15 protein-coding genes and 1 pseudogene are annotated in these 20,337 nt (G+C 29.4%); 4 read left to right on the top strand and 12 right to left on the bottom strand.

Annotated elements, in window-relative coordinates:
- Window positions 1-420: 420 nt before the first annotated feature.
- Window positions 421-2,709: pseudogene (locus tag EDC42_RS06290) on the bottom strand (DEAD/DEAH box helicase); the annotation flags it as partial.
- 265 nt (window positions 2,710-2,974) lie between these two features.
- Here EDC42_RS06290 and EDC42_RS06285 point away from each other — a divergent pair.
- From EDC42_RS06285 to EDC42_RS06275, 3 genes are read left to right on the top strand one after another with little or no spacing between them, the layout of a single operon-like run.
- The gene (locus EDC42_RS06285; protein WP_069574399.1) at window positions 2,975-5,413 is read left to right on the top strand and encodes a UvrD-helicase domain-containing protein; all 2,439 of its coding nucleotides are present in this window, start codon (window positions 2,975-2,977) and stop codon (window positions 5,411-5,413) included.
- 11 nt (window positions 5,414-5,424) lie between these two features.
- Window positions 5,425-6,660 (top strand): PD-(D/E)XK nuclease family protein, encoded by a 1,236-nt coding sequence (locus EDC42_RS06280; RefSeq protein WP_069574401.1) that lies wholly within the window; start codon window positions 5,425-5,427, stop codon window positions 6,658-6,660.
- 25 nt (window positions 6,661-6,685) lie between these two features.
- Entirely contained in the window at window positions 6,686-7,360 is a 675-nt protein-coding gene (locus EDC42_RS06275; RefSeq protein ID WP_069574414.1) for a DUF169 domain-containing protein, read from the top strand.
- Here the strand turns inward: EDC42_RS06275 and EDC42_RS06270 are convergent.
- The 3 genes from EDC42_RS06270 to EDC42_RS06260 all read right to left on the bottom strand — a co-directional run bounded on the left by EDC42_RS06270 (window position 7,352) and on the right by EDC42_RS06260 (window position 10,578).
- On the bottom strand, window positions 7,352-8,005 hold the full coding sequence (locus EDC42_RS06270; RefSeq protein ID WP_069574403.1) for a nucleotidyltransferase family protein: 654 nt from the start codon (window positions 8,003-8,005) through the stop codon (window positions 7,352-7,354). The genes EDC42_RS06275 and EDC42_RS06270 overlap by 9 nt on opposite strands.
- Before the next feature lie 24 nt (window positions 8,006-8,029).
- Window positions 8,030-9,217 (bottom strand): hypothetical protein, encoded by a 1,188-nt coding sequence (locus EDC42_RS06265; RefSeq protein ID WP_069574405.1) that lies wholly within the window; start codon window positions 9,215-9,217, stop codon window positions 8,030-8,032.
- A gap of 80 nt (window positions 9,218-9,297) precedes the next feature.
- Window positions 9,298-10,578: a Mur ligase family protein gene (locus tag EDC42_RS06260; protein ID WP_069574406.1), complete on the bottom strand. Its 1,281-nt coding sequence runs from the start codon at window positions 10,576-10,578 to the stop codon at window positions 9,298-9,300.
- Between the two features lie 103 nt (window positions 10,579-10,681).
- On the opposite strand from EDC42_RS06260, the gene EDC42_RS06255 reads away from it, so the two are divergent.
- The gene (locus EDC42_RS06255; RefSeq protein WP_123833415.1) at window positions 10,682-11,077 is read left to right on the top strand and encodes a nuclease; all 396 of its coding nucleotides are present in this window, start codon (window positions 10,682-10,684) and stop codon (window positions 11,075-11,077) included.
- Between the two features lie 23 nt (window positions 11,078-11,100).
- Here the strand turns inward: EDC42_RS06255 and EDC42_RS06250 are convergent, their stop codons facing one another.
- The 8 genes from EDC42_RS06250 to EDC42_RS06215 form a co-directional block, all read right to left on the bottom strand.
- Entirely contained in the window at window positions 11,101-13,848 is a 2,748-nt protein-coding gene (locus EDC42_RS06250) for an AAA family ATPase (RefSeq protein ID WP_091699824.1), read from the bottom strand.
- A complete protein-coding gene (locus EDC42_RS06245) occupies window positions 13,845-15,086 on the bottom strand; it encodes a metallophosphoesterase family protein (protein WP_091699825.1) in 1,242 nt (413 codons plus the stop codon). The genes EDC42_RS06250 and EDC42_RS06245 overlap by 4 nt, the downstream gene beginning before the upstream one ends.
- A gap of 178 nt (window positions 15,087-15,264) precedes the next feature.
- Window positions 15,265-16,752, bottom strand: a complete 1,488-nt coding sequence (locus EDC42_RS06240) for a helicase HerA-like domain-containing protein (protein ID WP_091699826.1) — start codon at window positions 16,750-16,752, stop codon at window positions 15,265-15,267.
- Window positions 16,746-17,819: a DNA double-strand break repair nuclease NurA gene (locus tag EDC42_RS06235; protein ID WP_123833414.1), complete on the bottom strand. Its 1,074-nt coding sequence runs from the start codon at window positions 17,817-17,819 to the stop codon at window positions 16,746-16,748. Before EDC42_RS06235 ends, EDC42_RS06240 begins: the two co-directional genes overlap by 7 nt.
- A 64-nt stretch (window positions 17,820-17,883) precedes the next feature.
- Window positions 17,884-18,636, bottom strand: a complete 753-nt coding sequence (locus EDC42_RS06230) for a geranylgeranylglyceryl/heptaprenylglyceryl phosphate synthase (protein WP_069575026.1) — start codon at window positions 18,634-18,636, stop codon at window positions 17,884-17,886.
- A gap of 114 nt (window positions 18,637-18,750) precedes the next feature.
- Window positions 18,751-18,897, bottom strand: a complete 147-nt coding sequence (locus tag EDC42_RS06225) for a 50S ribosomal protein L40e (RefSeq protein ID WP_067042653.1) — start codon at window positions 18,895-18,897, stop codon at window positions 18,751-18,753.
- 219 nt (window positions 18,898-19,116) lie between these two features.
- Entirely contained in the window at window positions 19,117-19,647 is a 531-nt protein-coding gene (locus EDC42_RS06220; protein ID WP_069575027.1) for a DUF367 family protein, read from the bottom strand.
- 2 nt (window positions 19,648-19,649) lie between these two features.
- Window positions 19,650-20,324 carry a hypothetical protein gene (locus tag EDC42_RS06215; RefSeq protein ID WP_069575028.1) on the bottom strand — a complete coding sequence of 225 codons (675 nt, stop codon included), beginning with the start codon at window positions 20,322-20,324 and terminating at the stop codon, window positions 19,650-19,652.
- Window positions 20,325-20,337 lie beyond the last annotated feature (13 nt).

Below are 20,337 nucleotides of genomic sequence, written 5' to 3'. Positions count from 1 at the left end.
TTTTTCTAAAATGTTCAAAGAAGCATCCAAATCACCTTGACTGTACATGTCATATGCTTCCTCAAACAATGTATCAACATCATCAAGTGAAGATAAATCAGAATGATTTTCTTTAGTTTTAGATTTATTGGTCAATAACACTTCCAAATTGTTAGCCATTTCATTTGACCTGTCAATTGCCAGCGCTTTTTTAGTAAATAGTAATGCAATATCTTTTTGATCTTGATCATATAATATTTGAGCCATTAAAGCCAATGATCTTACATGTTTTTTATCATTTGCTAAGATATTATTTAAAATATCTTTTGAAGCAGAATAATCCCCATTTTCATATAATTGATAAGCTTCTTCAAATTCCTTTGAATCATCAACAGTGGACTGAACATCAATAATATCCTCTTTTTGACCATCAACCTCATCAGAAATTAATTTTTTCATGTATTCAAGTATATATTTAGTTGCACCTTTATGGAGTGGCTTATTATCATTTCCACATTTTGGAGAATAAATGCATGCAGGACAACCTTTCTTACATTTGCAATTGTTTAATAAATCAATTGTGGAATTTAAAAGGTCAACAAAAACATCTACTGCTTTTTCGGTAATTCCAATTCCGCCTTCATAACCATCATAGATAAAAATTGTAGCCTCTTGGGTGTCTTCATGATAATTTGTTGAAAGTCCACCAATATCAAATCTATCACACATTGTATGAAGTGGAAATAGACCAATTAAAGCATGTTCTGCACCATGAAGACCGCCAGCAAAAACTTCTTCATCATTTGGAAACATGTCTTCCACAGCATCTTTAACTTCTTTTGGAATTGTAAACCATAATCCTTTTGTATTAAATGTTAAAGGAGGCAAATCAAGTAAAAATGTTCCAATAGGTTTTGAAAAGTGCATTTTTTTATATTTAAAATAATCTTCACTTACAGTAAGTTCACCGAAATGAATTGTCAAATCACCATATTTTGTTTTTGATAATTTCTTTTTAATATTGGTCTCAGTTTTATTTAAAACCATTGTATGATAATCTACAACTTCTTTTGACACATTCACATAACCTTTTTTTAGATTAACACTATTAACTACGTAAGTATCTCCCTTATTAATCAGAATAGCTCCTTCATGAGCTTCCCTATAAACTTGGGAACGTTCCATAGTCTCTAAAAGCCTTCCATTAACCATTACTTTAAATTCTTCTGATGAAATCTGATCTAAAGAATGATCCATTGCAGGATTGTCATCATAAGGATACATAAAGTCTCCACGATGATTTTCATATAAATCCTTTTTAGAGACAAGCTCATCTATAACATCCTGAGATATGTCAAAGTATTTTTCTGCTTCACCACGTTTAAGAGGCAATTCCTTTGCAGCACACAGTAAATGGGCTTCCTGCAATATTGGATTTGTCAAGTCAATAATAGCATTTTCATGAGGTTTGTCAAAGAAAAACTTTGGATTATTCATGAAATACTGGTCCAACTGATTTTCAAATGCTATTAATATCGCGATTGATTTTTGATTACTTCTACCTGCCCTTCCAGATTGTTGCCAAGTAGAAATCATAGTTCCAGGATAACCAGAAATAATGACTGCATCAAGAGAACCAATATTGATTCCAAGTTCTAAAGCATTTGTGCATGTAACTCCAAGATATTTTCCACTTTTAAGACCTTCTTCAATTTCACGCCTCTCCTGAGGTTGATATCCTGCCCTATATGCTGCAATTCTATGGGCCAGTTTTCCTTTTACTTGAGTCATATCTTTTTTAGCCCACATTGCAATTAATTCTGTGGTTTTCCTTGAAACTGTAAAGCACAATGTTTGGATATTTTTTAACATCAGATACATGAAAATATTTTCAGTTTCCATATGCACAGAAGGTGCATTTTGAGCATAAACCTTATTTCTAACATAGTTTTGAAAAGGATTATATAAAATGAAGTCTTTCTCGCCACTGGGAGATGTATCATTATCAACCAATACAAAATCCTGCCCAGTCAATCTATTAGCTAATTCCAATGGATTAGCAAGAGTTGCAGATGATAAAATAAATTGAGGATAAGAACCATAAAAGTTAGCTATTCTTTTTAACCTTTTAATTAAAAATGAAACATTAGAACCAAATACTCCTTTATAATAATGTGATTCATCAATTACAATATATCTGAGATTTTTATAAAATCTTGTCCATTGATGATGCCAGGATAAAATTAAATGTAATTGATATGGATTTGTTAGAACAATCCTTGATTTTTCACGAATTCCTCTTTTTTCATTTCTTGGAGTGTCTCCATCGTAAGTTCTCGGATTGATAGTTATATCCAATTCCTTTTCAAGATTTTCTAGAACATGTAACTGATCATTAGATAATGCTTTTGCAGGATAAATATAAAGAGCTGTAGCATTATCATCTTCAATCATAGTTTCCATTATGGGTAGATTAAAAGCTAAAGTTTTTCCAGATGCTGTCGGTGTTGTAATAATTACATTTTCACCATTTTTAATAGCTTCATATGTCTCTGCCTGATGTTTGTATAATTTCACATCTTTTGAATATAAGTAATTGACAATATTTTCATTTAAATTATCAACTTTTTTAAAACTAGCCTTTTTAGCCGGTATTGTTTCAATATGGGCAATGTTTTCCCTATACCTCACATCATTTTTGAACATATCTATATTGTTTACTTCAGACATAATATCAGCTAAAATTAAAATTAATATTTATATTTAAGTTAAAATAATATTTAAATAATTCGTGTTGTTAAAAATAGTAAGTTAGAAACAAATCGTTTCTAAATTATTCTATGCATATTATGGGAAGATAACTTCCCAGTAATGTTATGTTTTTAAAATAATTAAAGTTTATATAAAATATTCAAGATTACTTTTCAAATGCTCTTTACATTATTTTATTAATATGATTAACATAAATTAAATTATATTAAATTTGAGGGAAAATATGATTTCATATGAAGAATTTGAAGACATGGTTGTTAATATACTTAAAAGAGATATTTCTTCAAATAAAGAACAGAAAAATGCAATTTTAGCTCCTTGCAATAAATCATTATTTCTTGTTGCAGGACCAGGTTCTGGAAAAACAACTGTAATGGTGCTGAAAATATTAAAATACATTTTTGTAGATGATATTGAACCAAATGAAATAATAGCTACAACATTTACAAGAAAAGCAGCTGATGAATTGTATTCAAGAATATTAGGTTGGGGAGATATGATTAAAAATCATCTTCTAAACACAATTCACGATTTCAACAATATTACAAAGATTACAAGAATTGATTTTAATCAAATAAAAATAGGTACAACAGACAGCATTGCGGAAGAATTGCTTAGAGAATATAAAAAACCCGGTGAAAATCAAGCAATAGTTATTGAAGGGTTTGTAGCTAACTCCGCAATGATAAAAATCATTATTGAAGATGAAAAATATCTCAATAAAAATCTAGTAGAATATCTTAAAGAAGTGAGCGGTAAAGAAAAAATCGAAGAACCATCTAAACTAAGTGAAATTCTAATTGAAATAAAAAATAGAATCTATTACGATCAGGTCGATTTCAATGAATTATACAATAAAACCCAAAAAGATAGTGGAGCACGCATTGCCCTTGACTGTATAAAAAAATATGAAGATAAACTTCAAAATAGAAATACAATTGATTTTGCTATGCTTGAATCAGAATTTCTTAAAAAATTAAAAAACAATGAATTAGAAACATTTTTAAATGAAACTAAAATTGTTCTAATCGACGAATATCAGGACACAAATTTACTTCAAGAAGATATTTACTTTACAATTGCCCGCTCCGCTATTGCAAATAATGGCAATATAACTGTAGTAGGTGATGATGATCAGTCACTTTATAGATTTAGAGGAGCCACCGTTGATTTATTCACAACTTACCAAGAACGCATTAATGAAAAACTAGGTATTGAAGTTGAAGAAATAAATTTAAGGACAAATTATCGTTCAACAGAAAATATAATAGAACATTGCAATCAATTTGCTGAATTGGATAGTGAATATCAGAATGCAAGAGTTGAAAATAAGCCTAAAATCATTGCTCCAGATTTCGATAATGATAAAATGCCAATTTTAGGAATGTTTAGAAACAACCCAGAAATGCTTGCAAAAGATTTATCAAAGTTAATCAATCAACTTGTAAACAAAGGTGAAGCTGAAATTAAAGTACTGCAGGTTTTAAATAAGGAATATTATGAAAAAGTAAATGGTGTAATTGACATAGCAAGATTACAGCAAATTAAAGCGGAAAATGTAAAAGCAGGAAAAGAAATTGAAAAAATAACTCTTAAGTTAGATAGTGATTACGGTTCAGCATCAGACATTGCAATTTTATCATATTCACCTAAAGAAACATATTACGGCAACCGTTCATTCTTACATTATCTTAGAAAAAATCTTAAAAAATTAAGACAACCGATTGAAGTATTTAACCCCAGAGGAATTGAGCTTCAAGATATTGATATTGTTGGTATTTTTTGTGGTTTAATGCTTGAATGTATTGATCCTGATAGTACTGTGCAAAAATCTGATAAGACAATACCTAAATTAGCAACACACAACATGAGACGTTGGAGAATAAAGGCTAAAGATTTTATTAAGTTAAATCCTGAACCTCATGAACCAATAACATTATCCCAATTTGTTACATATTGGCAACTTAGAAGACCAAGAGGGCATGAAGAATGGCCCAAAACTGCAAGTTTGATGGAACTTGCATACAAAATAACGACTTGGATTGAAGAATTACAAGAAGACGTGGAAGGTATTGTATATCTAGAAGCAATTACACAATCCATTACACAAACAGGATTTTTTAATGATTATCATTCAAATATTTCTTTTAGAACCCAAAAACAAGAAAGAGAATCTATTCTTGAAGCTATCTGGAATATTTTCATTCCTTTATCTACTGGAGGAATACAGATTGATGAATCATTACTTGAAACATTACCTGACAATAGAATTAATGTATTGTCCATCCATCAGTCAAAAGGATTAGAATTTCCATTAGTTATTGTAGATGTGGGTTCTAGATTTAAGCAAAATGACATAAGGACTCAGAAATTAAGATTCCCAAAATCAATTAAAGAAGAAACAACACTTGAGGATAGAATAAGACGATACAGCAAGATTGGACAAAGTAAAAGAGGAGAAAAAGACAAATCATTTGATGATTTAACAAGACTTTACTTTGTTGCATTTTCAAGAGCTGAAAAAGTATTATTGCTAATTGGCCTAAACCCTGCTATTGAAGGATATAACAAAAAGAATAATCATTTTAATATCCCAAATGTTGCTCTTGGATGGAGTAGAGATGAAAAATATATTGGATTTAATGAAATTTATTTAATTTAGGAAGTGTTAATTTGAAATTGCCATCAAGATCAAAATCATATATGATTCCAGAATACAGTGTAACTGGAGATTTATTATCATACTTAACTTGTAATTTACAATACAGATACCAAAATAAAGGAACACTACCACCATCAAAACCTGTTCAAAGATGGTTTGGGGAATTTATTCATGGAGTTATCGAAGAAGCATACATACAATGGGAACAAAACAATATGCATTTTCCTTGGGACTGGAAAAAGGATATTAGACCAATTGAGGATTTAATTGATTTGAGATTACAGGTTAGAGGCCTTTACCCATTTGATGAGGATTTATTTTTCAGTATTCATAATCAATCAGATGAAGAATTAACAATTGATGATTTAAATGAACATGACCATAAGAAATTAGCAAGTGCTAGAGCTGAAAAAGCAATAAATATTTGGGGAAAAGATTTATTCCCATTAATTGACGCATCTGAACACTTAATAAAAGGCATACGTGATATGCCCAACTATGATGAAAACACTAGTAGATCAAATTACTATGGAATTAATGGTGTGGTGGATGTTTCATCATCTGTTAAAATCAATAAAACATTAGAACAAAGTAATTTTGATAATTATAATAATAGAATTATAGAATACTTAAAGAAAGATGAGAATTTCCAGAAAAGAATTGCTAAATTTGACAAAGATGACGAGTATGAAATACTTATTGATTATAAAGGAATGAAAAGACCCCCTGAAAAAGTTAACAATCCTAAAGTTGAAAATAAATGGGAAACTCATGAACAACAGATATTAACTTATTCATGGCTTAGATCAGAACAGAAATCATCTAAACCAATAATAGCTGGAATTATTTTTTACTTAAATGAATTAGTTCCTTCAAAAGAGGACTTGATTTTAATTAAAGATGAATTAAACAATGGATTAACTGATATTGGATATGAATATGATAAAGACATTGAGTTAATTAATAGCTGGCAAGAAGATGATAAAGCTCCTGAATTAAGTGATAACTTCAAAATTGACAGATCCATTAGAATTATAAATGTTGATGAATATGAAAGAGAAAAAGCACTTTTAAAATTTGATAGTGTTGTTTCAAATATTGAAGAATCATTAATTAAAGAGATGAAAGGATGTAAAATTCAAGATGCATGGAAAGGAGATTCGGATGAAAGAACCTGCAGTGCTTGTGATTTTAAGACTTTCTGTAAAAATAACAGTGTTAAAACAAAAGACTTTAAAATTCCTTAATACAAATATTATATTGGCGATTATAATGACTAATTTGGAAAAAAACAAAAAATATTGCGAAGTGATTGAAAGTAAAATTAAACTTGATGCAAAACCTGTTGCAATGAAGTTGATTAAAACTGAAGATGACTTACCAGAAGGCATTGACTTAATTGATGAAAAAATTAGACATTGCGAAATGGTTAGAAAAGCTTCACTTGGAAACACTTTTTACTCCACAATTGATCAACAGTTATGTTTAGGTGGAGCAGGTGCAATTGGACTTAGAGATATGCCTGAAAAATTAGCAAACGGTGAAAAATATTTCTCATTAGGCAGATTCCAAGATTTAGAAACCGCTAAAAAATTAACTTCAAAACTTTCTATTGTTAAAGATATCCATTGGGGAATGATATATGCACCGTTGGATGAAGCAGACTTTGAAGCAGATGTTATTCAAATTATAACCGAACCTGTTGGTGGAATGAAACTTGCCCAAAGTATTGTTTATAAAACTGGTGAAAAAATTAATCCTTCATTTGCAGGTATTCAATCATTATGTGGAGATGCATTTGCAGACCCATATATCACAAATGGTGTTAATTTCACTTTAGGTTGCGATGGTTCAAGAAAAGCAGCCGATATTAAAGATAATGAAATGACTGTTGGTATCAGTAAAGCTAAAATCGAAGAAGTTATTTCTGGTCTTGAATCAATCTAAAAGAGCCAGATAATCATCATAATAATTAATATTTAATAATTCTTTTTTATTTTTTTCTTTTATTCCATAAAATGTATAACCATCATTGAAAATTTTTCTTAAAATTGGATTTATATTATCATCTTCATTTTCCAAATAATTCATTAAATTTAAACGATGAGCTACAAATGGCATGCCTAATCCTTCAGCACTATCCAGTAATCCAATTTTTCTTCTTCTCAAAATAGAAATTGTCCTATTTGGATTTTTGGAGTTCTGACTTGCTTCAATCATACGATTAAAAGTTTCAGTTGACACAGTTGGTTGGTCTGCTGTTATACACAATGCAAAATCAGAAGAAATATTTGATAAACCATTGTAAAGTGATACTGACAAACCTACATCAACAGGATTATTAATTACAAATTTAACTGAATCTTTATAATTATCAAAAATAGATTCTAGAATTTCATTAGCATAATGACCAAGTACCACAATACATTCATCTATATCTGCAGATAATGCATTATCAATAGTTGTCTCTATAACTGTTTTATTTTTAAATGGAAGAATAAGTTTATTTGTTAATTCAATATTGCGAGAAATCTGATCATTTCTCATTCTGGAATTTTTTCCAGCCGCTGTAATAATAGTTGAGATTGACATAAAAAAGAAAAAAAGAAATATTCCTTATTTCGGAATATATCTTACAATTTGACAGTAAATACCCATTCCAGTACCTTCACCTTCAGTCCACATTTTAATCAATACTGGATAATCATGATTATTTGTAACTGTAATATCCTGTGCAGGATTATACCCAAATAAAACTGCATCTTCGTCCCAAGTCATACCAACAGGTAAACCGAAACCTTCAGCAGTGACTGCTGCTCTTAAAGCCCTAGCAGGCGGACATACACCATGCGCTGCACTTCCTCCAGGAGCAGTTGGATCAACAGCTGATTCAAAGTACACATAATCTTTACCACTTGAAGTTGAATTAGGTGGAATTACAGTTCCATTCCAGGCATCAACAAATTGTCTTGCATTTACTTCCCTAATTGAATCACCATATTCTGCATGTGATCCTAAAGAAGTTCCATAAGCTTCACCATCTTCTTCAGTGTAATTTCCAGAGTATAACAGAATAGGAGAACCAGTAGGATATTCAGATGCATAATCAACAACATCATGACCAAATATTACTGGCACATCAGCAGCACTAATATTATTCCTGCCATCAGAAAATCCTTTCATTCCTTTTTCTAAAGTAAATGTAGACCCATTATGAGCATCATAGTTATACCAACTTCTAATAGTAGAACTATTATAATAATCATTATGATAATCTAAATTCTTAATTTCATTTTCTGGAACAGATTTAACAACAGTTCCATTTTCAACAACATCCACACCAGTATCAGTTTTAACTAACCATTTATATGGAGTACTGTACCCCCATACATAGTTATTTGGTGATTTTACAGCCAATTTATCTCCTTCAAATGTTAAAAATCCTGGGCCTTCTACATTAACCACATCCCCATATGAGTCTATACCTTCACTAGATACAGTTGAAAAATCAAATGGAACCATACCAGTAGTCAAAGTCATTAATAATCCTTGAATATCTAATGCAGTAATTTGATGTTGTAAGAATCCAACATTTGATATCAATGGTACAGAAATTGAATCTTGTTGACCTAAAATAGATTGGTTTTCAAACATGGATTGTCCTATAGGAAGATTATACTCATCTGCAACGGATTGAGCGGTATAAGGCGCGTTAGTTGCTGCACTAAATGCAACAAATAATATACTTAAAACAATTAATGCCAAACATATTGTAATTGATATTCTTCTCCAACCGCTACTCATTTAATACACCTTAATAAATATAATAATGTTATAATTTTAGTTAACCTTATATAAAAAGCTTATTGCACAAAGGCAATTTCCTATAAATTTTCAGAAATTAACTTAATTCTTTCTTGAATATTAATAAGAGTATCTTGACCATTGCCCCCTATTAATATAGCATCCTCATGTGAATACTCAGCAACTAATTCGATAATTTCATCAAGAGAATTTACCGTAATGATATTCCCCATATAACCGAGGGAATTTAATCTATAAACCGCCATGTCCAGAGTATCATCCAATCCAGGGAATAATACAATAACTTCCGGATTATACCTAACAGCAGCATCTAAAATATCCAATCTGTGGATTTCATTATGGCGGGGCGTGCCTATAAATATAGCATAAAAATCTTTTTCAGATAAAATTGAAGTTAATGCATCGGAATTATCAGTTTTTCCAACATAAACAGAAACATTATTAATTTTGTAAACATCTAATCTGCCTTCAACAGCATTAAATTCAGAAAGTGTTGATTTAATAACATCTTTAGGTATTTTCAATTCCCTTGCTATGGCTGTTGCAAGACCTGCATTAAGTAAATTAAATTTGCCAAATAATTTTAATTCATCCTGATATTCAAAATAAGGAATGTTTTTATCGCTAGATTCTTTAAAATCAGTGTTAAAATCTTGATTAAATGCAGTGAATACTGTTTTTCCCTCAAAAAATCTAACAAGAGAATTTTTATAGTTGGCAATGGTTTTATGAACATTCATATGATCATTACCAATATTAGTAAGACCAATCATGTCAAAATCAAAACAATATTTGCAGAAATCAAGAGTCATATCACATACCTCTACAAGCAATATATCATATTCCCCTTCATTAGCTTCAAGAATTAAGTCATAATAACCTGAAAATCCTCCACCCCCATTTCCTCCAACTAAAACATTTTTACCAGCATTTTCCAAGATTTCTTTTAACATATGTACAGTGGTTGTTTTGCCATTAGTCCCTGTAATTCCGATAGTAAAAATATCTTTATGTTTGTCTACAACATCACTTAGTAAATTTGAATTTTTTAATAATTTTGTTGCAAATTCTCCTCCAAACATGCTAGGGCTAATTGCTACTGCATCGCACTGATCAATGTCATAAGGATTTGTAAAACCTAAATCAAGAGTTATGCCATCTCCAACAATTGAAACTGTTTGAGTTTCATCAATTACATCAAGTGACAAATTTGGTAGATTTAAACCAGATAAATCAACATTAATATTCAAATCAGTGGCATAAACTTCCCATCCATGATTTAAAAGAGAGTTTACTGCTTTTTTTCCTTCTACGCCTAATCCAATTACTGCTGCTTTCATAAAAAATAATTCCTTAAAATAAATCGTTATAATTAAAATTACATTTTTAAAATTAATAAATATTTTTATATTATAATATTTAAAATAAAAGCAAGGTGAGAAAATGTTTGAAGATGAAAGAGACAATAAAATTTACAATTTAATAATAACAAATGGATTTGACACAAACAAAGAATATAATCAGTTTACAGAAAAATTATACTCAAAGACAGATTTTTTATGGAAAGAATCCATGTCTGGAGCATATTCCACTGCCGGTGAAGAATTTTATCAAAAAGTAGATAGGATTGTTTTATTGGCCGGCCTTTATAATGATAATAAAGAACTTTTTGAAGATTTATTAATTGTAAGCGAAAAATATGAAATACCTATTGTTTTAGTTAGACCATTAGGTGTAGAAGAAGTCCCAATTAAATTAGAAGAAAAAGCAGCAACCATTGTTGGCTGGAATGCGAACTGCATAATTGATGCAATTAAAGATGCAGCTGAAACTATGTAAAAAAATAATAAGAATAATGTAATTTACATTATTACTTTTGAAACACCGTTCACTTTTTCTACTTTAATTAAATTATCTGCAGCATTCTCAAGTTGAGGTTCATGAGTCACAATTATCATTTGAGGCAGTACAGACATTTCTTTTAATAAATTGATTAACTCGTGTCTTCTTGATGAATCTAAATGAATTGTAGGCTCATCAAGTAAAATAGTATCCAATTCCCCATTAGCCATTGCTTGTGTAATACCAAGTCTTAAAGCTAATGCTATAGCTATTTTTTCACCACCACTAACCATACTCATTGAAGATTCCCCTTCAGGACCATAAACAGTCACATCATATTCATCATCAAGAGTCAGATCAGAATAATTAAAGTTAAATTCATTAAAGAAGTCTTTAGTATACTTTTGAATCAATGGCCTTGAAATATTTCTTAAATCTTTTTGAATGCCATTTTTACTATATAAGCTTCTAAAATGATTTAGTAAATTAATATAATCTGAAATGTCATCATACTGTTTTTGGAATACTTTAACAGATTCTAATTTACCAGTCAAATCTTTAACTTGAGTAATTGTTTCGCGTGCTTGTCCTTTAATGCCTGAAAGTTCGTTGTTAAACTTATTAAATCTTCTTTCATATATATCAGAATGATAAATAATTTGTTCGTATTTTTCAGTATCATAAACAGAAGCTTTGATTTTATTTTTAAGAATATCTATCTGATTAATAGACATTCCAATGTCCTCTTTAACTGAATCAAGTTGTGTTAAATACGATTTTTTATTTTGAATAAAGCCTTTAAGTTGATTGTATTCCTCATTTTTATGTTTTAAATCAGTAATACGATCTTGAAGTTCAGCAGCAGTTATATCTCTACTTAAATGAGGATCTTGTTCAATTGCAAGTTTAATATTAGTTACATGATTATCAATTTCATTTTTAACTTGTTTTAATTTATATTGTGCGTCTATTTCACTACCTAAAACCTCTAATGCACCTTTTGCCTGATTATATGCATCATAAAATTCTTTATAAGATTCACGATTTTCTTTTTTATTTGCAATAATAAGAATTAATTCACCTAATTTACCACTAATAAAGTCCTTAGATACAAGTTCATCATCAAGCTTGTTTAATTTAACTAATTGATTTTCCAAATGAGAGAATTTATGTTTATATTCAATAATTTGTTTGGATAATTCTGATAATTTATCAGATTTATCTTCAAAACTTGCTTTATTCTTAGTGAGTAAACGAACACTTTCTTCATATTCTGAGATTAATTTAGTGTTTTCTTCGATTTCAGCATTGTACTGTTTGATTAATTCAGATTTTTTATTATCATCAATATCCGCTTGACAAACAGGACATTTACTGTCCACATCTTTCAAATCTTTTAAAGGTTTTTGGCTTGATTTAATGTTTTGCTTAAATACAACGATTTCTTCATTCTTAGCAATAATATCATCAGATAAACTTTTAATTTTTCCAGATATCTCATCAAAGAAATTGTTTGTGGCATCTTCAATACTATTAATATCATTTATTTTAGCCAATCTATCCTGGTCCAATCCATAATCATCTAACTTATCTTTAGCTCTTGCAAAAAATTGGTTAACTTCATTACGTTCATTTTGAACTTCTTTTAAAAGATCTTTTTTATCTTTATCCAGTTTAGCCATGGTAGCTAATTCTTTTTCGAAATTAACTTTTTGATTATTATATTTATTAATTTCCTCATCTGAAGCTAAAAATTTATTATAATTCTCTTTATTGTCTGCAACAAGTTGTTTTTGTTGAGCAATAGATTTAATTTTATCCTCAATTTCTTGTTCTTTCTGTTTTAAATTTTGTATACTTAAAACAGATTTTTCAAAATCAAGATAAACATCTAATTTTGAAACATATTTCTCCAATCTTGAAATTTGTTCTTCAGCTTCTCTAATATTATCTAAATTATTTTGAATTACATGTTTATCCTGTTCCAATTTAGATAATGTTTTTTCTTCATTTTCAAGATTATTAACCTGAGTTTCATAGATTTCCTTTTCTCTTTCCATGTCCCTTTTACTTTCAGAAATCTCTTTAAGTAATACGCTGACTTCTTCAATATTTTCCTCAAGTTCATATCCTCTTTGTTTTAATGAATTTAACTCCTCTCTTTTCCTAGTCAAATCGTCTGCTAATTCCTTTGAATTGTAAAGTTTACCTTTAAGTTCAGAAAGTTGATTTTCATAATCATTAATGAAGGGCAATAAGTGTTTCCAAGATTTTTCTAATGAATCAATACCCAATAATTTAGCAATCAACTGTTTTTTCTCAGCGGGAGTTTTATCAACCAATTCAGCTATTTCACCTTGTCTAATATAAATTGCATTTAAGAATAAGTCAGAATCTATATCTAAAATTTGATATATTTCATTTGCTACTTCTTTATCCCCACTGCAAACGTGAACATATTCACCATCTAAAGATGTTTTCTTATATAATACTGATTTTAAGTTTGATTTTTTCTCACGAACAATCTTGTATTTTTTTCCATTAGAAATGAATTTTAATTCAACAAACATTGATTGTGCATTATTTCTAACCAGGTCATCAATTTTTTTAGCAGTGTGCTGTTTGAATAAAGAAAAACTAATGCCTTCCAGAATTGTTGATTTTCCCGCACCATTTTCACCTACAATAACACTAATGCCTTTTTCAAATCTAATAATTGTATCCTCATGAGATTTGAAATTTCTTAATCGTAATTTTGTGAAAATCATTTTAAAACCTCATTAAATGTTGCTTGAACATCTTCTGACTTCACCTGGGCGGTTTCAGGTTCAATTTCTTCTGTTTGTAATTCAACTTCATCCTTAGTTGAATTATAAAAGTCATTATAGAACTGTTCAATTAAATCTTTTGACTCTTCAATCTTATCTTTTGATAAATATTCATATAAGTCAATAGCTAACTGAGTTACATTATCATCATTATATTTCTTTAATTGTTCCACCAATATTTCTTTAGCGCCCAAACCATTCTTTTTAATATTATCTTCATCAATAAGCTCTTCACCTTTAATATTAAATTTTGGTCTAATCATTAAAGACAAATCACCTAAATCTTCATTAATAATATCATAAACACCACTTGTATCAGATTCAACATCTTTAATTGTTAAATTCAAAATAGGCTGTTTATCAAAGTCCTTAATTGTTTCTTTAATACCTGCAATACCACTTTCTAAGTTTTCATAATCAAGTGATCTTTTAATAAATTCACGAGGAACATCGATTTTGACCCTTTTAACAATTGGTTTTGGACCCTCAAGATCAACAACAACGAAACCTTTCCCGTTCTTTTTATAATCTTCAACTTCATCAGTTTTCCAAATTTCAACAGATCCGGGATAAACTAATCTTCCATTACCAAATGATTCATTAATATACTTATGAATATGACCAAAAGCATAATAAGTAAAATTATCTGGAATATCTCCTATTTCTAATTCATATTGATATCCTAGATATTTGTCAATGCCTTGATGCAATACTAGAATAGATTTTTCATGATTGGCTGCCTTTTTAGATAATTCTGCTAATTTAGATTTTAGAGTTTTACTCTGTGATGATGGATAGTAAGGCAAACCTGCAATAAAAATATCTCCATGCATATAATCAGTGTTAATTGGACTAATTACTTTTAAACCCAGTTTTTTAAATATTACTTGCGGAGGGATAGCTCCTTGACGCATTACAGAATCATGATTTCCTGCAATTGCATACATAGGAATTCCTGCACCTTTTAATTTTAATAAACCTTTTTGGAAAACTAAAAGTGCATTGGGAGACGGTCTTGCAGTTTCAAATAAATCCCCACTATGAATTACAAAATCCACTTTTTCTTCAATTATTTTATCTATAACCTTTTCAAATACTTCATAAAAGTCTTTTTCACGTTCAATTAAACCAAATTGACGATAACCTAAATGAGTATCTGCTAAATGTGCAAATTTCATTATATTACCTTTTAAAATTTTTGTATATAACCAATTTAAACACTTTCTAAAGCATTTAAGTGAATAATAGTTTATGCTTTTCCATATTTAATATTTTTTAAAGAGCATTTGAAAATAAATAAAAATTGCATTAAGAATAATATATCGAAAATAAGATGAATAATAAAAAAATATGGAATTAGTAATCATACCCCATATCTACTGTTTCATCATTATAATCTGAATCCTCACCTAACTCTTTGAAATAAGAGATTAAATCCATATCATCACCATGACGACGACCTTTAAACATGTCAATTTTAACAAGTGTTGGTATTTTACTCATCAAACCTAAAACAATAGCTTCCCCAACGTTTAATGATGGAAGCTGATTAATCAAATCTTGTGATAAGCTTTCACTAGCTGATTGAACATGCCTTTGATCTTCAGGTTCAACAAGCCTTAAAATAATCATGTTGTTCATCTGAGATAATGCATCATGATCAACTGTTTTTGGGGATTGACTTACCAAACATAAACCTAAACCGAATTTACGACCTTCTCTTGCAACTCTTTGAATCCATCTTTTAGAATCGGATTCTCTCTTATTCGGAGCTAAAATATGTGCTTCTTCTAAAATAAAGAATACTGAATTATCAATTAAATCTTTTTTATCACCAGTATGTGCCGCATCTTTACTTCTTTTAAGTGCGTTTCTTAATATGTGACTTACTAAAACACTTGCAACTGACTCATCAACTTGACTTAAATCCAAAACATTAACATACCCTCTTTTGACATTAGATAAAATATTTCCAATGTTTTTATCGAATAAATTGGAGTATCTCTCCATTGCATCATCAATTTTATTCATTACATCAACAATTTGTTTATCTGATCCTTCAACATGTGAATCTTTATCTAAAATATCATACATTATTTGTAGGAAATTATTAGTCTGTGCTATACCATCTGAAATATTCTTTTCAGCTTGTTTGAATGCTCTTCTAAAGTGTCTTTCCTGAATAAAACTATTTGCACCAATATTTACCAATTTTTTGATTTCATAGAAATTCATATAATGAGGATTGATTTTAGGCATTATTACATTAACATTGCCATTGGGAAATTCCGCATCTTTATATTCGCCATGCATATCAAAAACGAAAATAGGAACATTATAACCTAATAATTGATCTATTAAAACAGCTACAGTATTTGATTTGCCTGCACCGGTCATTGCAAGAATAGCTAAATGTCTTGATAAAATTGGATTTGCTTCAACATTTACATCAACATCACTTTGATTTACAAGACAGCCCAACTTAATGGGATTCTTTACATTGAATATTTTATCTAAAATTTCTCCATCAGCTAGATGAATTTCTGTTCCTGGAAGTACAGGTGTTCTTGGTAATTTTAAATTATCATTAACATCACCGAGAATTTTTACCCTACCCTTAATATAATTATCTTCAGCACCAATTCTTGAAATCTTTTGTATTGCATTGAAATCATTAATATCAACATTTAAAGAATCATTTCCCCTTATTAAATTTTCAATCATTCCTAAAACTTTCTTTCCATCATATTCAATTGTAACATATTCGCCAACTTTTGGCATTTTATCTGAAATGAAGGTTACCTCTGTAAGTGAAGTTTCACCAATACAAATTCCAACTACCATGACATCACTTCCCTATTAGTTGTTTCATAAATTTTAGCTATTTTTAATAATTCCTTAATATTCTTATCTGTAATTACAACATCATTATGTGCTTTATTAAGTAAATATGGATAACCTTGAACTGTTAATGCATTAATCTTTTTAATTAATTCAAATACGTCCTCTTTTGATGCCTTATAAGGCAATTCAACTTTCAATACATTTTTATTATCTTGTAAACGAATATAAAAGATTGTAAATGTTATACTCTTAAAAAAATCATTAAAGTATGGAAATGCTGTTTTTTTATATACTGTTTTATGTTTAATTAATGAAATTCCCTGCTTTTCTGTAAATTTATCTAAGAATGCAATATCTGGAATATTCCAATGAAATAAATCATTATCAGATGAAGTTTTTGAAATTGAAATGATTTTTTTTCTAAATTGTAAAATTTCTTTTAATAGAATTATTTTTTCAATAGAAGCAAGGTGAAGATTATATTCTTCAATTTTATTTGAATTTTCATTTTTTGGAAATTCAACAAGATTTAGTGAATCCCTAATTTCTGGAAATATTAATCCATATTTTTTTATGTTTAATCTTCTCTCAAATTCTTTAAGTAGAATATCATCTAAATTATTTTTAAGTTTGGAGGGTAATTTAGCACCTCTTGGAAATGGGTTTTGTAAATCTCCTAAAATAGATCCATCAATCATATAATAATCAACATTATATTCTTTAATGGTTCTAAGTGCACATTTAAGTTCATAAATAGCCATATAATTACTGAGCAATTCATCTAAAAAAGAGACATGCGGAATATCAAAAATATCTGAATCATCTATCTTCTTAATTTTACCATCATAAATTATAGATTCAGCGCCTACTGCACAAAAATTAGTTGTTAGAAATTTCTTTTTGTTGAAACTTCCATCTCCTGCAGCAATAGAAAAACCATTATCAATTTCTAGAATATCTCTATTAAACCATTTATACTCCAATTGAGATTCAACATCAGTTTGTGAATCAATATCATGAATAAATCCTCTTTTAGCTATGGCTTTTTCGTATAATGAATTTAACATAATATCACTGTTTAATGACTATGTTAATAATAAATAAAAAAAGTATGGTAAGAGCAGCTGAAAACTACTCCATTGAAGCTTTTAAAATAGCTCCGGTTATTTCTTGAATTTTAGTTTTCACATCATCTACTTCTTCAACAACAGTACCTGTTACAATAACATCCCCACCGGCTTTTGCAGCCATATAAGCTGCTTTGCCATCACGGATTCCTCCGCCAACGACAAGAATATTTTTTGGACCTGCCATTTTAGCATAACCAACCATTTTTGGTGGAACTGGTTCTTCTGCACCAGAACCTGCTTCAAGATAAAAAAACTTAATCCCAAATAATTCTGCAGACATTGCATAAGCTGCAGGAATTTTAGGTTTGTTTCTAGGTACTAAATTTGCATCTCCAACCCAGCCAACAGTTCCTCCAGGAGAAACAACCATGTAATGCATTGATAATATTTCCATTCCAGATGCTTTAACTGCCGGGGCAGCTAATGCTTGAGCACCATTAATCCAATATGGATCTCTTGAGTTTACATAACTCATGTAAAAAATAGCATCAGCATATTCACTTACACTACTAGTATTGCCCGGAAAAATAATAATCGGAACGGCAATATTTTCAGATAATATTTTGCAAGTATTGTTTACATCATCACCATTAACAGTAGATCCTCCAATCATAATACCATCAGTTCCACCTTCAATAGCTTGAGTGGCTATTTCCAAAGCTTCTTCTGGTGTCTGTTCATCAGGGTCAATTAAAGTAAAGTGTATCTTCCTACTTTTCAATATATCTCGAATATAATTTTCAACATCTTTCATAAGAATACCTAAAATAAGTTTTATTAAAAATAATATATTAAATTAATTGTTAATAAATAAAAATTAGTCAAGAATAAGTTTTAAAAAAATAAATAAAAAGATAAGAGAATGAGCCTATCCTCTTGGTTCTTTAGCTTTGTATCTTAAACCTTTGTAACCACATTTTCTACAAGTTGTAGCACCAGCAGGGTTACGAGCGTTACATTTTAAACAGATTTTTACATTGAACATTCTGTTTTCTGCTTCTTCGAATCTTGCCATTAAAAACTCCTCCTTATAATCGTGAAAATTAATAATAATAAACTGTTATGGTATTCATAACTATTAATTAATTGTTTAAATTTAATAGTATTTAAATGTTTAGTTATTTTAACCTAAAATAAGGAAAATATGCATTTATAAAAAAATATTATTCAGCAAGTTGATTAATAAAAGAGATTAGCTAAAAAATCTCTTTAAAATCAAAATATGCCAATCAACTCAATCATTTACTTCCTTTTTAGAATTTTCTAAAAATTCATTTTGAAGACGAACAACTTCAGCACTAGTGTCTACTTCACTATACGCCTCAAGCAAATCCTGATTTAGCTCTAAAAATGTATGACCCCATTTAAAACCATCCATCATATCATATGCCTCATCTTTGAAACGTGTAATATAAAGTGTTGCAGCAATAGCTTCAACTGTAGATAAGATACATGGCTTTCCATAATTTACAGGGTTTGTTGCTATTAAAAAAGGAAGTGACCTGTGATATTTTGACAAGGAAAAGAATTTTTTAGATTGGGATACTTCATTCCAAGAACAATCCAAACCAACAACACCCCTTCTCTGTACATATTTATAATCTTCATAAGATACAGCTTTCTCCGCATATGGATTTAGAACTACTGCACCACCAGGAATTTTATTTATATCATAAACCAATCTACATTTACCCATTTTTTCCATTTTTATGGAAGTGCATTTCTTTCTATCACATTCATTTGCGTGAAAAACTGTAATTCTCATAGCTATTGAGCTCCCTGAAGTGCAGAAGTATTTCCAGATTTATACTGACGTATCAAATCAATCTGATAATCAAACTGTTCTTTTGTAAGTCCAAATTCATCATAAATATGTGGAACATTCTTACTTTCTTTCAAAGTTAAACTTTCAAGTAAAGGTTCAAAATAATTAGTATATGCTTCGCCATACATTTTACCGGTGGCATTGATTTTAGATTTGCCATCAATAATCATATAAATCAAATAACCTTGTTTTTTACCTTGTGATTCTCCAATAATAATATTCATTGCATCATCCCCATTAGAAGAATTAGTGCTTGAATTATTATTTGGAACTGCCTGTGTAAAGTAAATATTCCATTCATTGCCATTGAATGATCTTACTTCAGGATTACCCAAACCTTGAATTTGATATATTTCCATTAATACTGAAGAGTTGTCCACAGTGGAAATATTATAAGTTATTTTATTTTCTTTATCCTCATAAGAATGCATGAATTTCTCTTTATCATTTTCAAGACTTACATTACCTATAAAACTACCTTCCATAAAACTCATTTTAAATGGAGTAGTTTCGACATCATTACCGCCAATGAATCCAGTAGCAAATAAAATGCCGGCGATTGCAATAATTACCACAGCAACTGCCGCAAAAATAATAATCATATTTTTATTTTCCATGAGCAAACTCCTT

Origin of the sequence: Methanobrevibacter gottschalkii DSM 11977 (genome assembly GCF_003814835.1) — an archaeon.
Lineage (GTDB): Archaea > Methanobacteriota > Methanobacteria > Methanobacteriales > Methanobacteriaceae > Methanocatella > Methanocatella gottschalkii.
The sequence above is the reverse complement of the archived record's forward strand: the minus strand, read 5'-3'. Positions and strand labels throughout refer to the sequence as shown.

What these genes read in the sequence shown, in the direction of transcription:
- EDC42_RS06235 (WP_123833414.1), bottom strand. Translation starts at nt 17,819, where the DNA reads ATGTTAAATTCATTATACGAAAAAGCCATAGCTAAAAGAGGATTTATT.
- EDC42_RS06285 (WP_069574399.1), top strand. Translation starts at nt 2,975, where the DNA reads ATGATTTCATATGAAGAATTTGAAGACATGGTTGTTAATATACTTAAA.
- EDC42_RS06225 (WP_067042653.1), bottom strand. Translation starts at nt 18,897, where the DNA reads ATGGCAAGATTCGAAGAAGCAGAAAACAGAATGTTCAATGTAAAAATC.
- EDC42_RS06240 (WP_091699826.1), bottom strand. Translation starts at nt 16,752, where the DNA reads ATGGTAGTTGGAATTTGTATTGGTGAAACTTCACTTACAGAGGTAACC.
- EDC42_RS06260 (WP_069574406.1), bottom strand. Translation starts at nt 10,578, where the DNA reads ATGAAAGCAGCAGTAATTGGATTAGGCGTAGAAGGAAAAAAAGCAGTA.
- EDC42_RS06250 (WP_091699824.1), bottom strand. Translation starts at nt 13,848, where the DNA reads ATGATTTTCACAAAATTACGATTAAGAAATTTCAAATCTCATGAGGAT.
- EDC42_RS06275 (WP_069574414.1), top strand. Translation starts at nt 6,686, where the DNA reads ATGACTAATTTGGAAAAAAACAAAAAATATTGCGAAGTGATTGAAAGT.
- EDC42_RS06255 (WP_123833415.1), top strand. Translation starts at nt 10,682, where the DNA reads ATGTTTGAAGATGAAAGAGACAATAAAATTTACAATTTAATAATAACA.
- EDC42_RS06215 (WP_069575028.1), bottom strand. Translation starts at nt 20,324, where the DNA reads ATGGAAAATAAAAATATGATTATTATTTTTGCGGCAGTTGCTGTGGTA.
- EDC42_RS06265 (WP_069574405.1), bottom strand. Translation starts at nt 9,217, where the DNA reads ATGAGTAGCGGTTGGAGAAGAATATCAATTACAATATGTTTGGCATTA.
- EDC42_RS06245 (WP_091699825.1), bottom strand. Translation starts at nt 15,086, where the DNA reads ATGAAATTTGCACATTTAGCAGATACTCATTTAGGTTATCGTCAATTT.
- EDC42_RS06270 (WP_069574403.1), bottom strand. Translation starts at nt 8,005, where the DNA reads ATGTCAATCTCAACTATTATTACAGCGGCTGGAAAAAATTCCAGAATG.
- EDC42_RS06230 (WP_069575026.1), bottom strand. Translation starts at nt 18,636, where the DNA reads ATGAAAGATGTTGAAAATTATATTCGAGATATATTGAAAAGTAGGAAG.
- EDC42_RS06220 (WP_069575027.1), bottom strand. Translation starts at nt 19,647, where the DNA reads ATGAGAATTACAGTTTTTCACGCAAATGAATGTGATAGAAAGAAATGC.